Source organism: Amycolatopsis keratiniphila subsp. keratiniphila (assembly GCF_001620365.2).
GTDB lineage: Bacteria > Actinomycetota > Actinomycetes > Mycobacteriales > Pseudonocardiaceae > Amycolatopsis > Amycolatopsis keratiniphila.
Genome location: NZ_LQMT02000052.1, coordinates 65,963 through 80,705 on the forward strand (window position 1 = coordinate 65,963; position 14,743 = coordinate 80,705).

The window sequence follows — 14,743 nt, forward strand, 5'->3', positions numbered from 1 at the left end:
AGTGTCAAGCAGACGCGCCGCGATTCCCGGTATTTCGGCCTTCGGCGTGTCTGGCCCGCTTCAGTCCTGAATGAACCGCAGCACGCGCAGCATGCCGCGTTCGTCGACGCCCTCGGGATCGTCCGCGACACAGGCCTCGAGGCGTGCGGTGACGGCCTCGGTGTCGATGCCCGAACCGATCAGCACCAGTTCGCTCCGGCGCGGCAGGCCTGAAGGCCACGCCGACCGCTCCAGCTGGATGAACGAGCCCACCGTGTGCAGGCCGAACCGGGACCGCGCGCCGTTCGGGCCGAAGTCGAGGAAACCCTTGATCCGGTAGAGCCCGCCGGGGCGTTGTTCGAGGAAGTCCATCAGCCGTCGCGGGTCCAGCGGACGCTCGGTGGTGAAGGCGACGCTGTCGTACGCGGTGTGGAAATGGTGCTCGTGGTCGTGCTCCTCCTCGCGGAGGTCGTCGAACGACATCTGGCCCGCCCGTTCGCGCGGCCGGGCGTCGAAGAACAGGGTGGGGTCGATCCGGCCGTGGGAGGTCGCGATCACCGGTGTGCCCGGTGCGATCTCGTCGATCGTGCCGCGGAGTTTGGCCAGGGTCTCCTCGTCGGCCCGGTCGCTCTTGTTGAGCACGACCAGGTCGGCGAACCCGAGATGCTCGTCCAGTTCCGGATGCCGCTTCCTGGTCGACTCGAACTCGGCGGCGTCGACGAGTTCGACCAGGCCGCCGTAGGCGATGACGGGGTTCTCGCTGGCGATCATCAGGCGGATGAGGTCACGCGGTTCGGCGAGCCCGCTGGCTTCGATCACGATGACGTCGATCCCGGCCTCGGCCTCGGAAAGCTTCGCGAGCATGGCGTCGAGGCCGCTCGCGTCGACGGCGCAGCACAGGCAGCCGTTGCCGAACGACATCATGGTGTCGACCTGGCCGGCGACGGCCATCGCGTCGACCGCGATGCTGCCGAAGTCGTTGACCACGACCCCGATCCGCGCGCCCTGCCGATTGGCCAGCAGATGGTTGAGCAGGGTGGTCTTGCCGGAGCCGAGGAAGCCCGCGACCAGGATGACCGGAATCCGCCTGTCGACCACGATTTTCCTTTCCGCCGGAGGTCCCCGCACTCTAGCGACGGCGGAACCGGGCCAATACACCGGCACGGGGAAAGAGTAGAAGGGCTGGCGGGTGAATACGCTCGAAAGAGTGATTAATGACGATCATAAAGTGATCTTGGCCGCCTTTGATCATTTCGTTCGGAGAAATTCGGTGAATATCCCGCGAAGTCGTACTCAATTCCAAATATTGTCGTCGGCAAGCTTTCTACCTGGCTAAATGTCATCGCGGCCGAAGCATCTGCCATTTGGTGGATCGTGGCCGTCTTTCCGTGGGGTATCGTCTTTCGTCTGGTCCGGACCCGGCCAGCTCGCCGATCAGGTATGAGCCTCCGGGCATTTCCGAGTGCAGGAGGAATGGTGATCGTTCCCGCCGCCGGTGCCGGCGTCGAATTCGGAGAGTGGGAGGCCGAGGTGGCGACGGCGTCCATGCGAGTGACGGATATCCCTCGCTTGCCTCCGGAGGTGCGGCCGCGGGAACGGAGCGTCGATGTCGCGGAGGCCGAGGACTTCCTCCGGCTCTTTCACGCCGAAACGGACGCAGAGCAGGCGCGACTGCACGCGCGGCTCGATCGGGTCCGTGCCGAGATCGGCGCGACCGGCACCTACCGGCACACGACCGCCGAGCTCGAATTCGGCGCGCGCGTGGCCTGGCGGAACTCCGCCCGGTGCATCGGCAGGCTGTACTGGCAGGGGTTGAAGGTGCGAGACCGCCGCGACGTCGACGGCGCCGCCGCCATCGCCGACGAGTGCGTCACCCATTTGCGGGAGGCGACCAGGGGCGGCCGGATCCGCTCGACCATCACCGTGTTCGCACCGGACGGCCCGGCGGGGCCCGGCCCGAAGATCCACAACGATCAGCTCGTCCGGTACGCGGGCTACCGGCTCGGCGACGGCTCGGTGCTGGGCGATCCGCGCCACGCCGACTTCACCGAGACCGTCCGGGAGCACGGCTGGCGACCGCCGGAACGGAAGGGGTCCTTCGACGTCCTCCCGCTCCTCATCGAGACCGAGCCGGGGGAGCGGCGCCTGTTCCGGCTGCCCCAGGACGCCGTGCTGGAGGTCCCGTTGTCGCATCCCGACCACCGGTGGTTCGCCGGGCTCGGCCTGCGCTGGCACGCGGTACCGGCGATCAGCAACATGCGGCTGGTCATCGGCGGGATCACCTACCCGGCGGCGCCGTTCAACGGCTGGTACCTCGCCACCGAGGTCGGCGCGCGCAACCTCGCCGACGCCGACCGCTACGACCTGCTGCCGGTGATCGCCGACCTGATGGGCCTGTCGACGGAGTCGGAGCGCACCCTGTGGCGTGATCGCGCGCTGGTGGAACTGACGCTGGCCGTCCAGTACTCCTTCGACGCGGCGGGCGTGACCGTCGCCGACCACCACACCGAATCGCGGCGGTTCCTCACGCATATCGCCAAGGAGGAACGCGCGGGACGCCGTTGCCGGGCCGAGTGGAGCTGGATCGTCCCCCCGCTCTCCGGCGGGCAGACCGCCGTGTTCCACCGCTACTACGACGAACCCGACCCGGCCGCGAGGCCGGCGTTCCTGCCTCCCGGGTAGCGCTCCGACGGGTGAAGAGGTGAGCCGAATGCGGCGTGTCGATGGGCTGAACGGTGGCACGGGTTGCGGCCGCGCGGACAATGGTGACATGACCGCAGTGCTCGTCGTCCACGCCGGCAGATCCGGTGGGACAAGGGAGATCGCCGAGGTGATCGCCGCCGAGCTGCGGGAAGGCGGGCTGACGGCCGATCTGCTGGACGCGGCCGAAGTCGAGGACGTCGAGCCGTACGGCGCGGTGATCGTGGGCAGCGCGCTGTATCACCGGCGCTGGCGCCCCGAGGCGGTCCGCCTGCTCACCGAGCACGAAGAGGCGCTTCGGAACCGCCCCGTCTGGTTGTTCCACAGCGGGCCTTGCGGGCCGCTCGCCGCGGGCAAACGGGTGAGCCTGCCCGCCGGGGTCGCCCTGCTGGCCGCGAGGATCGACGCCGAACGCACGGCCACCTTCGGCGGGAAGCTCACCCCGGACACCGCGAGCGGCCTGTTCTGGAAGATCATGGCGGCGGGCCCGTGGGCAGGCGATTTCCGGGACTGGCCGTCGATCCGCGCCTGGGCCCGCGATGTCGGCCGCCGCGTGCGCATCCGGGTCACCCTCTGAGCGTTTGCAGGTGAACCCGCGACCGCGATCGACGTCGGCAGGGCGCTCGCTGGTAAAGCACGTCACGACGGCGGATCGGGCGCCCTGCCACCGCGATAGCGGGGCCTTCGGCCGGGCGGGTTCACGCGTATGGCACTTTCCGAGTACACCTCCGCTCCGCGGTCACTCTCTGAGGCACTGGTTTCGTCGGTGCGCTGTCGTAGGGTGGATCCATGGACAAGAAACAGTTCACCGCGAAGCTGCTCAAGAGCCCGGAGAAGGGCGGCTGGACGTACGTGATCATGCCCGGCTCCGCCGAGTTCTTCGGCACCAGGGGACTGGTCAAGGTACGCGGGACGATCGACGGGCACCCGTTCCGGAGTTCGTTCATGGCGCTGGGGGACGGCACCCACAAGCTGCCGGTGAAGGCCGACGTGCGCAAGGCGATCGGCAAAGAGGAGGGTGACACCGTCGACATCGTGCTGCTCGAAAGGCTCGAGGGCTGAGTTGGCCACCGCATGGAAGCCGTCCCCGGTCATCAAGATCTACGAGGCGCTCGGCGCGGTGGCCGACGGGCGGGTCGAGATCGACGGTGACACGGCACGCGTGACGTCGTCGGACAAGGCCAAGACCTACGACGTCCGCCACGATCCGGCCGCGGGATCGATCACGGCCAACGACAACGGGTCCTACTGGCAGGGATACCTCGGGTACCCGGGCATCGCGTATCTGATGGAGCGCGGCGTGCTCGCCTACGACGGCGGCCTCACCGCCGGGCTGGCCGGTGTGCCGTGGAAGGAACTCGCCACCCGGTACCGCAATGACTGGGCGAAGGTGGAGAAGCACGTTCGCGAAGACCTGTCCGAGAAGGGAGTGGATCTGGACCGGTTCGACGCCGGGCTCGCGGAGATTTCGAGCCGGCTGGAGGAATTGGCGCTCACCAAGCTTTCCCCGCGGCTGCGTCCGCCGAAGTGATCGAGGTGTTCTTCGCTTGACCTTGACTTAAGTCGAGGTCTTAGCGTGAGCCGGGTCAAGATCCCCGGGCACGTGAGGAGAACATCCCGATGGCTGTTTCGCTGGAACGGCGGGCGAACACGGTCCCGCCGCCGGACAAGGTTCCGGCCGAGGCCTGGCGGATGGCCTGGGTGATCGTGCTCGGCGCGTTCATGACCATGCTGGACACCACGGTCCTCGCGGTCGGGGCCGAGACGCTCACCCGCGAGCTCGGCGCCGGAATCGCTGCCGTGCAATGGGTTTTCACCGCGTACCTGGTCGCGCTGGCGGTCGCGTTGCCGTTGTGCGGCTGGCTCAGCCGCCGCTTCGGCGCGGGCCGGGTGTGGCTGGTGTCGCTGGCGGCGTTCACCGTGGCTTCGGTGCTGTGCGCGCTGGCCGGGAACGTCGGCTGGCTGATCGGGCTGCGGGTGCTGCAAGGCCTCGCCGCCGGTCTGTTGCTGCCCGCCGGGCAAACGGTGCTCGGCCAGGCGGTCGGTCCCGCCCGGCTCGGCCGTGTCATGGGGACGCTGGGCATCGTGATGAGCGTCGGCCCGACGTTCGGTCCGGTCCTCGGCGGGGTCCTGCTGCGCGGCCTCTCCTGGGAATGGCTGTTCCTGATCAACATCCCGGTCGGCGCGATCGCGCTGTTCCTCGGGCTGCGACTGGTGCCTCGCGGTGAGAAGGGCACGGCGACCCGGCCGGACTGGCTCGGCTTCGTCCTGGTGAGCGCGGGAATCCCGGCGTTGCTGTACGGGCTCACCACCTGGGGTGAGGGTGGCGAGGAATTCGGCGCGGGAGTGCTGGTGCCGCTCGTCGCCGGGGTCGTGCTGATGGCGCTGTTCGTCCGGCGGTCATGGGGCCGGGAGAACCCGGTCATGGACCTGACGTTGTTCTCCAGTCGCGTCTACACCGCTGCGGTCGCGCTGTCCTTCTTCGCCGCACCCGCGTTGTTCGGCGCGCTTTTCCTGCTGCCGCTGTACTTCCAGGTGCTGGGCGGGAGCGGGGTCGTCGAGACGGGGCTGCTGCTGATGGGGCTCGGACTCGGTTCTGCGATCGCGTTGCCGATCTCCGGCAAGCTCACCGACCGCTACGGCGCGGGCCTGGTCGCCGCCTGGGGGAGTGTCGCGACGCTCGCCACCACCGTCCCGTTCGCCATCGGCGGTTTCCCGCCCGACGGTGCCGTCGTGCAGATCCTGTTGCTGGCCAGGGGAATCGCCGTGGCCTTCCTGCTGATGCCCGCGACGACGGCCGGATACGCGGCCGTCACCAAGGACCAGTTGCCCGACGCCGCCGCGCAGATCAACATCGTCAGCCGGGTCGGCGGCGCCGCCGGGACCGCCCTGTTCGCCGTCGTGCTGGCGAATCTGTTGCCCGCGGGCGCGGATGCGGCCTTCCGCGCGACGTTCTGGTGGCTCACCGCCGCGGCCGCGGTCGCCGCCGTGCTGGGCGCGAGGCTCTGGTGGGTGACGCGCCGCGCGTGACCTCGTGAGTGGTGAGGACCGTTCTATTGAGAGGTAAGGCAAACGTGGCGTAGGTGGCCGGCGCGGATGAGCGACCGGGGCGAAGGCTCCCTTCACCGCATTAGACGCGGCGAAGGGAGCCTTCACCCCACCATCGACCCGCCCGCGACCACGACACCTTCGCCTTACCGCTCAAGAACCGTCCTTACCACTGACGAGGCCCAATGTCAGCCGCAGTGTTCGGACGGGCTGTCGTACTTGATCCCGCCCGCGGAACCGCCCCATTTCACGCATTTGCCCGCCGCGGCCGCCCGCACCGGACCGGCGAACCACGAGAACGAGCCCGAGTCGGTGATCCGGGCCGACCCCGACACCTCGAGGTAGGCCGACGTCGCGGTCGCGGTGCCCGCCGCCTCGCTCTTCATCGTGCTGACACAGTTCTGTCCGTTGGAAGCGTTGTAGGACAGGTAAACCGTGCCTGCCGTCCCGAGGGGCGCCGAGTCGATCACGCCGTAGCCGCCACCGCACACCGGAGCGCCGAGGGTCGTCTCGGTGACGGTCGAGAAGCGGATGGTCTCGTTGGCGTTGCCCGCCGGGCCCGCCTCGTACAGCACGCCGACGGAGCCCGACGAAAGCTGGACCATGTCGGAATACGCGGCATCACCGCTCCACACCAGGGTTCCGGCGGAGTTGCCCTGCCAGTTCGCGCCCTCGTCGAACGACGACCGCACGACGAGTTCCTTGCGGCGGTCGCAGACCGACGGCGCGGCGAACAGGATCCGGTTGTACTTGCCCGCCTTGTCGGTCGCGGTCATCCGCGCGGTCGAGGCCTGTACCACCGGCGTGATCAAGTCCTCCTCGAAGGTGAACTTGGTGGAGAAGCTCGCGCCACCATCGGAACTGATGGCGTAGGCACGGTTCTTCGCGCCACCACTCAAACACTTGTCGTCGTTATTGGCCTGGTTGCGCGCCGCGGCGTAGACCCGCCCGTCGAGCAGTTCGGTGACGCTGATCTCCTGCGGGTTGAGCCCGGCCGTCGTCGCCGGGGTGTCGGTGGCGCCGCGCTTCCAGGTGACCCCCTGGTCGTCGCTGTAGATGAGCGCGCCGCTGTTCTTGCCGTCGACGGTGTAGCTCATCCCGGCGACGATCCGGCCGGCGTGCGCGCCGCGCGTCAGCACGATGCCGTGCGACGGACCGGTCGCGAGCCAGCCCGGCGCGGTGGCGAACCCGAGCTGCGTGGTGAGCACCTTCGGCGCGGTCCACGTCTTGCCGTGGTCGTCGCTGATCGAGACACGCGGAATCCGGTTGCAGTCTGGGTTCTTGACGCATTCCATCACCGAGAGCAGCACGATCCGCCCGGTGGAGGGGATCACGATCGGCGTCGGGTTTCCTTTGGTGTCACCGAAACCTTCGATGACGATCTTCGGTGCGCTCCAGGTCTTCCCGTTGTCGGCGGAGCGTTTCACGACGAGATCGATGTCGCCGCGGTCGTTGCAGAAGCCGGCGCCGCCGTTGCGGCCTTCGGCGAACGCGAGCAGTTCGCCGTTGTTCGCCTTGACGATGGCGGGGATTCTGAAGCAGTCGTAACCTTCTGTTTTCTGTTTGTACACCACCGTGTTCCCTACGGCGGCGGTCGAGGCGAATGAGGTGACCGGGAAGGCGCCGACCGCCGCGATGGCGACGAGGGCCGCGAACAGGCCCTGAGCGACGCGAGAGATCTTCAAGGGATTGCTCCGTCCTGGATGGTTTCCGGGTGACGGGGCATCAGCGTCCATTTCGGTCGTACAAGGCGCGTACAACCGGTCTCGCGTTCTGTGTCAGGTGACGCAGAACGACGGTCCTTTTCCTGCCAAGCTCGATCCCGCCGACACGGGGCGAGATCGAGAGGGGGAGGGCGATGAAGGTGTTCGATCCGGAGGGGCGCGAATGGGCGGTCGATCGCCGGTTCGCCCCGTGGCGCCGGTGGGTCCAGCCGTTCGCTGGGCTCGCCGGCGGCTACCGGCACTACAAGCTCACCCCGGACTGGGGGCTCTACCTCGACGACGAACCCAAGGCTCGAGACGAGGTCGAAGACAACGGACCTCTGGACAAGGTGGCGACGGGCGCTTTCGGGCTGCTGGTCTTCTTGGAAGCACTCGTGCATGTCCCGATGTACTTGCTGCTGGGGCTCTTCTTGATGCCGTTCCTGGTGCTGGAATTGCTGTGCCAGGGTGTCGCGGGACTCGTCGCCATGGGCGTGCGCCGGTTCCGGAGGGCGCCGGTCCGCGTCGACGTCCTCGCCTGGCACAAGAAGCAGAGCGGTCTGGCTTCGCTGACGATTCTCAGGGTCCATGACGACCTGGCGGGGCCGCTGATCATCGAACTGGGCGCCCTGGTGCGCGACCGCGTGATGTTCGACCCCGGCGACCCGGCCGTGCGCGAAACGCTCACCCGGTTCGGGGCGCGGGTGGAACGCCATCGGACCCTGCTTCGCTGGAGAGCCGTGCACCGATGAGGGCGCTGCCGCACCGGCTCAGCGGTCGTCGGGGGCCAGCTGCCTGAGGTCGGTCAGGCTCCGGACGACCAGCCGCTGGCGGCCGGTGCTGAGCAGCCCGTCGGCGCGCAGGGCCCGCAGGGTCCGCGCGACGGCTTCCCGTGACGCGGACGCGAGTCCCGCGAGGTCGCGCTGGTTGATCCGCAGGGCGATCAGGGTGCCGTCGGCGACGGGCACGCCGTAACGCTCGGCGAGGTCGACGAGGATGGCGGCGATACGTTCGGCGGCGGTGCTGTCCCCGAATTCGGTGCGGCGCGAGTTGGCGTAGCGCAGGCGTGAGGTGATGATCCGGAGCAGGACCACGGAGATGCCGGGATGCTCGCGGAGCACGGAGTTGAACGCCCGTGAAGACAGCCACAGCCCGGTGACCGGCTCGACGGCGATCGCCGTCGCCGAGCGCAGGCTGCCGTCCATCGACGCCATCTCGCCGATGATGTCGCCCGGATCGCGCACGGCCAGCACGGCGTCGTAGCCGCCGGTGGACACCGACGTGATCTTGACCCGCCCGGTCATCAGGATCAGCACCCAGTCCGAGCGGTCACCCTCGCGGATGATCACCGTTCCCGCCGGGTACCGGCGCAGTTCGGCCTCGGCCCGCAGCGCCTTGCGCTGGCCGTCGTCGAGCAGCTCCCAGAGCCTGCCGGGGGTATCGTGCGGCTCCGCCGCGGGCTGAGTCATGCCTTCTCGTCGCCTCCGTGCGCGATCGTACGAGACGTCAGCCGGGGATCTCCTGGTACGCCTGGGAAAGGCGTTGGATCCCCTCGCGCAGCTGGGCGCCTGTCGCGGCGCTGACGTAGCTCAGGCGCAGATAGGGGCCCGGTGCCTCGGCCGCGAAGTACATCCTGCCGGGGGTGACCGCTACTCCCGCACGGAAAGCGGCACTGGTCAGCGCTACTTCGTCGACGAAGCCGGGGAGCGGCTGCCACAGGTGGTAGCCCCCGGTCGGGACCGGGACGGCCTGCCAGGACGGCAGGAACTCCCGCAGCGCCGAGACGGCCACGTCGCGGCGTTCCCGCAACGAGGCCGCGAGGGTCCGCAGGTGCCGGGCCCAGGCCGGAGAGCTCACCAGTTCGAGCGCGGTTTCCTGCAACGGCCGCGGCACGAAGAAGCTCTCGACGGCGTGGAGGCCGCGCAACCGTTCCAGCGCCGGGCCGCGGGCGGCCAGCGCGCTGATCCGCAGGCTCGGCGACGCCGGTTTCGTCAGCGAGCGGATGTGCACCACGACCCCGTCGGGATCGTCGGCCACCAGCGGCGGCGGGGGAGCCGGGCTGCCGGGATGCGCCATCAGGCGGGCGAAATCGTCCTCGATCACGAAAGCGCCCGCGTCACGGGCGATCCGCAGCACCTCGGCGCGGCGTTCGGCGCACAGCACCGCGCCGGTCGGGTTCTGGAACGCGGGCTGGCAGACGAACAACCGGGCCCCGGTGTCGCGGAAGGCGTCCGCGAGCAGTCCGGGCCGGACGCCGTCGCGGTCGATCGGCACCGGGACCGGCCGCAGCCCGGACGCCCGCGCGATGGCCAGCATCCCGGGGTACGTCGGGGATTCCACCAGCACCGGCGCGCCGGGGGCGCCGAGCGCGCGCAACGCCGTGGTCAGCGCGCTCTGCCCGCCCGAGGTGACCAGTACGTTCTCGACGTTCACCGGGCTGCCGATGTCGCGGGCGAACCAGGCCCGCAGTTCGGGCAGGCCGCAGATCGGCGGCCGCGTCCACGCGCCGGGACGACGGCCGGCGCGGGCCGACGCCGCCGCGAGTTCGCGTTCCGGCTGGAGGCTCGGGTGCGTGTACCCGCCGTTGAGGTCGATGACGCCCGACGGCGGATCGCTCAGCGCGGTGAGCACGCCACTCGCGTCGATCGCGCGGGTGCCGGACCGCGAGCTCAGCGCCACCTCCTGCCACGACACGTCACCGGACACCACCGCTTCACGAGGCGGCGGCGCGCGGAACACGCCTGCGCCGGGGCGGGTGATCACCAGTCCTTCGGCGGCCAGCGCGGCGATGGCGCGCGACACCGTCACGGGGCTCACCTTCAGCTCCCGGACCAGCTCCCGGCTCGAAGGGAGCTTTCCATCGACCGGATAGCGCTCCAAAGTGGACCGCAGCTGTACGACCAGGCTGGTGACACTGCTACCATCGGACATGAGACTGGATGATAGCGCTATCGCGGACCGGGCAGTAGCGGTCCGCTCCGGGACCGCGCTGGCGGCGCTGGGTGTCCTCGCCTTCTCGTTCACGTTCCCCGCCACCGTGTGGGCGCTCAAGGGCTTCGACCCGTGGACCGCCACCGGGCTGCGCAGTGTCCTGGCCGCGCTCGTCGCGGGCACCTGTCTCCGGGTCTTCCGGGTCCCGCTGCCGAGGCGCGACCAATGGCGGGGTCTGGCGGTGGTCTCCCTCGGCTGTGTCCTCGCCTTCCCGATCCTGACCACTCTCGCGCTCAAGACGTCGTCGACGGCGCATTCCGCGGTGGTGATCGGGCTGCTGCCGCTGGCCACCGCCGTCATCTCCTCGAAGCTGACCGGGAACCGGCCGTCCCGCCGGTTCTGGCTCGCCGCCGCGGTCGGCGCGAGCGCGGTCGTGGTGTTCACCGTCGCGCAGAGCGGCGGCGGACTGTCCACAGCGGACCTGTTCCTGTTCGGCGCGCTCGTGCTGTGCGCGTTCGGGTACGCCGAGGGCGGCAGGCTGGCCAGGGAGATGGCGGGCTGGCACGTGATCGCCTGGGCACTGGTGATGGCGCTGCCGGTCACCGGCGCGTTCGCCGTCTTCGGGCTCGCGACCGAGCCGCTGCACGTCACCGGCGAAGGGATCGTCGGCCTGCTGTACGTCGCGCTCATCTCGCAGTTCGGCGGGTTTTTCGCCTGGTACCGGGGAATGGCCGAGATCGGGGTCGCGCGGGCGAGCCAGTTGCAGCTCGCCCAGCCGCTGCTGACGCTGGTCTGGGCGGTCCTGCTGCTCGGTGAGCATCTCCCGGCCGCCGCGCCGGTGACCGCGCTGATCGTCGTCGCCTGCATCGTCGTGACCCAGCGGTCCCGCACCTAGATCGACGTCGCGAATCCGCCAGACCGCGGTGCCCGCACGGTGATGGGCTGGAGCACATGACCGCTTCGACCCTCGACACCTCCGCGCGGACCCCGCTGAAGGGATGGCTCGCCGTCCTCGCGGTGACGCTCGGGATCTTCTCCCTCGTCACCACGGAGATCCTGCCGATCGGCCTCCTGACCCCGATCGGCGAGGACTTCCGGATCACGCCGGGGACGGCGGGCCTGACCATGACCCTGCCGGGCTTCCTCGCCGCGCTCGCGGCCCCGGCGGTCACCGTCGCCGCCGGACGGCTCGACCGCAAGATCCTGCTGTGCGCGCTGATGGTGGTGCTGGCCCTGTCCGACGTCCTCGCCGCGACGGCGCACGCGTACTGGGCCGTGCTCGTCTCGCGAGTCCTGGTCGGGCTGGTGATCGGCGCCTTCTGGGCGATCGGATCCGGGCTCGCCGCCCGGCTCGTCGGTCCGGAACGCGCGGGCACGGCGACCGCGGTGATCTTCTCCGCCGTGCCGCTCGGCTCAGTACTGGGCGTGCCCGCGGGCACCTTCCTCGGCGAACTTTTCGGCTGGCGGGCCGCTTTCGCCGTGATGGCGGTGTTCACGGCCGGTGTCCTCGCCGCGCTGGCGTGGGCCTTGCCCCCACTGCCGTCGGCGGGCGCGACCCGGCTCGGTGTCCTGCGCGCGATGACCCGGCAGCGGGCGACCCGGCTCGGGCTGGCCGTCACGGTGCTGGTCGTGCTCGCCCATTTCGGGACCTACACCTACGTCACTCCACTCCTGCGCCAAGTGACGCAGGTGAGTCCGGAGCTGATCACCGTCTTCCTGTTCGTCTACGGCACCGCCGGGATCGCCGGCAACTTCGTGGCCGGTGCGGCGATCGCGCGCGACCTCCGGCTGACCTTCCTCACCGCGGCGGGCCTGATCGGCGTGGTGACCTGCGCGTTGCCATTCCTCGGCGACACGGAACCGGGCGCGCTCGTGCTGCTTGTGGTCTGGGGTTTCGCCTACGGTGCCGTGCCGGTCTGTTCGGGAACGTGGTTCGCGAGGGCGGCTCCGCAGGCGCCCGAGGCGGCGTCGGTGCTGTTCACCTCGTCGTTCCAGGCGACCCTTTCGGCGGGCGCGCTGCTCGGCGGGCTGGTCGTCGACGCGGTGTCCGTCCCGGCCGTGATGGTCACCGGCGGCGTGGTCGCGCTGCTCGCGGTCGCGGTCCTCAGCCGAGCACGGTCAGCGTGATCAGCGCGGTGGTCCCGACCAGCAGGGTGGAGAGCAGCCCGAGCACGAGGGCGCGGCCGCCGGTGCGGACGAGCGTGCCGATCCGGACCGCGCAGCCCAGCCCGAACAGCGCTCCGGCCAGCAGCAGGGTGCAGGCGATCTTGGCGACGTCGAGCGCGACGCCCGGCACGATCCCGGTGCTGCGCAGCGCGGCCATCGCCAGGAAGCCGAGGACGAACAGCGGCACGAGCGGCGGCCGCTTGCCGTCGACGGGACGCTTCCGTTCGTGCACGCCGACCGCGGCGACCATCGGCGCGAGCAGGACCACCCGGCTGAGCTTGATCACGATCGCGACCGCGATGGCGGCGCTGCCCGCGGGAGTGGCCGCGGCGACGACCTGCGCGACCTCGTGCACGCTGAGCCCGGCCCATTCGCCGACGCGGGCCGCGTCGAGCCGCAGCCAGCCGCCGATCAACGGGACCGCGGCGATGGCGAGCCCGCCGTAGAAGGTGACCAGCGCGACCGCGGTCGCGACGTCGGAGTCCTCGCGTTTCACCACGCCTTCCATGGCGGCGATGGCGGACGCGCCGCAGATCGAGAACCCGGTCGCGACCAGCATCGCCAGGCCACGCGGCACACCGAGGAGCCTGCCGAGGCCGATCGTGCCGAGGAACGTGATGCCGACCGTGAGCACGACGGCGAGCAGGGTCCCGGGGCCGAGCGCGAGGACCGAGGGAAGCGAGAGCTGGAGACCGAGCAGCACGACACCGGCGCGAAGCAGCTTCTTGGTGATCCCGGAGATGGCCTTCCGGGTCTCCTCCGACACCGACGACAGCGAGCCGGTGAGGATGCCGAGCACGACGGCGATGGTGAGCGCGCTGACGACCGGGAACGCGGTGCCGATCAGGTACGCGGCGGCCACCCCGGCGCCGGTGACGGCCAAGGCGGTGAGGTAGGGCTTCGTCGGTCTCGCGTGCGTGGTGCTCATGGTTCGAGCTTCGCCCGGCCAGGATGGCCTCGGTAGCCGGGAATACCGGGGGTAGGTCATACACTTGGGCTATGACCACACCCGATCTGGACTCCCTGCGCCTGCTCGTGCTCGTGGACGAGCTCGGCAGTATCGGGCAGGCCGCGGCCAGCCTCGGGATCGCGCAGCCGTCGGCGAGCAAACGACTGTCCACAGTCGAGCGACGGCTGGGACTGGTGCTGGTCGACCGTACGCGGCGCGGCTCCGCGCTCACCCCCGACGGCCGGGTCATCGCGGGCTGGGCGCACCGCGTGCTGTCCGAACTCGACGGTCTCCTCGACGGCGCCGAAGCGCTGCGCACGCAGCACGAGGCGCATCTGCGCGTCGCCGCGAGCATGACCTTGGCCGAGTATCTGGTGCCGGGCTGGATCGGCGAGCTCAAACGCGGCGACCCCGGGCTGTACCTCGGGCTGGAGGTCACCAACTCCGATCAGGCCGCCGAAATGGCGCGGGAGGGCAAGGTCGATCTCGGGTTCGTCGAGTCGCCCGGTTCGCTGCCCGGCCTCTCGTCCCGCCGGGTGGCGACCGACCGCCTGGTCCTCGTCGTGCCCGCGAGCCATCCGTGGGCGCGCAAACGCCGCCCGGTGACCGCGGCCGAGCTGGCGATCACGCCGCTCGTGGTCCGTGAACTCGGCTCCGGGACCAGGGAGACGGTGGACGCCGCCTTGCGCAAGGCCGGGGTCGGCCCGGCGAAACCGTTGCTGGAACTGGGTTCCGCATCCGCCGTCCGCAACGCGGTGATCGCGGGCGCCGGGCCGGCGGTGATCAGCGAGCTCGCCATCGCCCGCGATGTCGCCGACCGGCGGCTCGTCGCGGTCGCGGTGGACGGCGTCGACTTCGGCCGGGAGCTGCGTGCGGTGTGGCCGGCCGGGCGGCGGCTCGCCGGTCCGGCCGCGGAACTGCTGGGCATCGCCGTCCGTAATGCGAAATCCCGCTGATTCCCTTCATGTTTTCCGCGCGTGATACCGAATCTCTTGGCGCCTTGATACCGACGATAGGGCGAAGGGGAGTCGAATTCCGGAAATGGGTACGGACCACTGATTCCGGTGGTCCGACGAAAGCGGAATGGCGTACTCCGGGTAACAGGCCGGATGGCGTATCGGACGTTGGGACACCTGGTCGTTGACTGTTCTTTCCCGTGGGAGAACGGAAAACCGGTGTCCTGTGTGTATCCGGAACGCTAAATTCTCGCGACGGACTTCGCGTTTCGCAGGTCGGCGTACCGCCATCCGGTTCCTGTGACCGGAAA

At 69.8% G+C, this 14,743-nt stretch carries 14 protein-coding genes; 9 read left to right on the plus strand and 5 right to left on the minus strand.

Annotated elements, in window-relative coordinates:
* Positions 1-60 precede the first annotated feature (60 nt).
* Positions 61-1,077, minus strand: coding sequence for a CobW family GTP-binding protein (locus tag AVR91_RS41410; RefSeq protein ID WP_063276851.1), 1,017 nt, complete (start codon positions 1,075-1,077; stop codon positions 61-63).
* 375 nt (positions 1,078-1,452) lie between these two features.
* Between AVR91_RS41410 and AVR91_RS41415 the strand changes: the two genes are divergently transcribed.
* From AVR91_RS41415 to AVR91_RS41435, 5 genes are all read left to right on the plus strand, one after another.
* A complete protein-coding gene (locus tag AVR91_RS41415; RefSeq protein WP_063276852.1) occupies positions 1,453-2,661 on the plus strand; it encodes a nitric oxide synthase oxygenase in 1,209 nt (402 codons plus the stop codon).
* A gap of 88 nt (positions 2,662-2,749) precedes the next feature.
* Positions 2,750-3,256 (plus strand): flavodoxin domain-containing protein, encoded by a 507-nt coding sequence (locus AVR91_RS41420; protein WP_063276872.1) that lies wholly within the window; start codon positions 2,750-2,752, stop codon positions 3,254-3,256.
* A 212-nt stretch (positions 3,257-3,468) separates the two neighbouring features.
* Positions 3,469-3,741, plus strand: a complete 273-nt coding sequence (locus AVR91_RS41425) for a DUF1905 domain-containing protein (RefSeq protein WP_016335596.1) — start codon at positions 3,469-3,471, stop codon at positions 3,739-3,741.
* A 1-nt stretch (position 3,742) separates the two neighbouring features.
* The gene (locus AVR91_RS41430) at positions 3,743-4,210 is read left to right on the plus strand and encodes a hypothetical protein (RefSeq protein WP_037344187.1); all 468 of its coding nucleotides are present in this window, start codon (positions 3,743-3,745) and stop codon (positions 4,208-4,210) included.
* An 89-nt stretch (positions 4,211-4,299) separates the two neighbouring features.
* Positions 4,300-5,709, plus strand: coding sequence for a DHA2 family efflux MFS transporter permease subunit (locus AVR91_RS41435; protein WP_063276853.1), 1,410 nt, complete (start codon positions 4,300-4,302; stop codon positions 5,707-5,709).
* A gap of 206 nt (positions 5,710-5,915) precedes the next feature.
* Here the strand turns inward: AVR91_RS41435 and AVR91_RS41440 are convergent, their stop codons facing one another.
* On the minus strand, positions 5,916-7,412 hold the full coding sequence (locus AVR91_RS41440; protein WP_063276854.1) for a sialidase family protein: 1,497 nt from the start codon (positions 7,410-7,412) through the stop codon (positions 5,916-5,918).
* A gap of 173 nt (positions 7,413-7,585) precedes the next feature.
* On the opposite strand from AVR91_RS41440, the gene AVR91_RS41445 reads away from it, so the two are divergent.
* Complete coding sequence (locus AVR91_RS41445) at positions 7,586-8,182, plus strand: hypothetical protein (RefSeq protein ID WP_063276855.1); 597 nt, start codon at positions 7,586-7,588, stop codon at positions 8,180-8,182.
* 18 nt (positions 8,183-8,200) lie between these two features.
* Here AVR91_RS41445 and AVR91_RS41450 read toward each other — a convergent pair whose 3' ends face one another.
* Together AVR91_RS41450 and AVR91_RS41455 are read right to left on the minus strand one after the other, a co-directional pair.
* Positions 8,201-8,899 carry a Crp/Fnr family transcriptional regulator gene (locus tag AVR91_RS41450; protein WP_063276856.1) on the minus strand — a complete coding sequence of 233 codons (699 nt, stop codon included), beginning with the start codon at positions 8,897-8,899 and terminating at the stop codon, positions 8,201-8,203.
* 37 nt (positions 8,900-8,936) lie between these two features.
* The gene (locus AVR91_RS41455; RefSeq protein ID WP_063276857.1) at positions 8,937-10,361 is read right to left on the minus strand and encodes an aminotransferase-like domain-containing protein; all 1,425 of its coding nucleotides are present in this window, start codon (positions 10,359-10,361) and stop codon (positions 8,937-8,939) included.
* On the opposite strand from AVR91_RS41455, the gene AVR91_RS41460 reads away from it, so the two are divergent.
* Positions 10,360-11,256, plus strand: coding sequence for a DMT family transporter (locus AVR91_RS41460; RefSeq protein WP_063276858.1), 897 nt, complete (start codon positions 10,360-10,362; stop codon positions 11,254-11,256). The genes AVR91_RS41455 and AVR91_RS41460 overlap by 2 nt on opposite strands.
* A gap of 56 nt (positions 11,257-11,312) precedes the next feature.
* Positions 11,313-12,488 (plus strand): MFS transporter, encoded by a 1,176-nt coding sequence (locus AVR91_RS41465; RefSeq protein WP_083737951.1) that lies wholly within the window; start codon positions 11,313-11,315, stop codon positions 12,486-12,488.
* Here AVR91_RS41465 and AVR91_RS41470 read toward each other — a convergent pair.
* Complete coding sequence (locus AVR91_RS41470; protein WP_063276859.1) at positions 12,466-13,455, minus strand: YeiH family protein; 990 nt, start codon at positions 13,453-13,455, stop codon at positions 12,466-12,468. The two genes, AVR91_RS41465 and AVR91_RS41470, sit on opposite strands and share 23 nt — an antisense overlap.
* 71 nt (positions 13,456-13,526) lie before the next feature.
* On the opposite strand from AVR91_RS41470, the gene AVR91_RS41475 reads away from it, so the two are divergent.
* Entirely contained in the window at positions 13,527-14,432 is a 906-nt protein-coding gene (locus AVR91_RS41475; protein ID WP_037344197.1) for a LysR family transcriptional regulator, read from the plus strand.
* Positions 14,433-14,743: the final 311 nt, after the last annotated feature.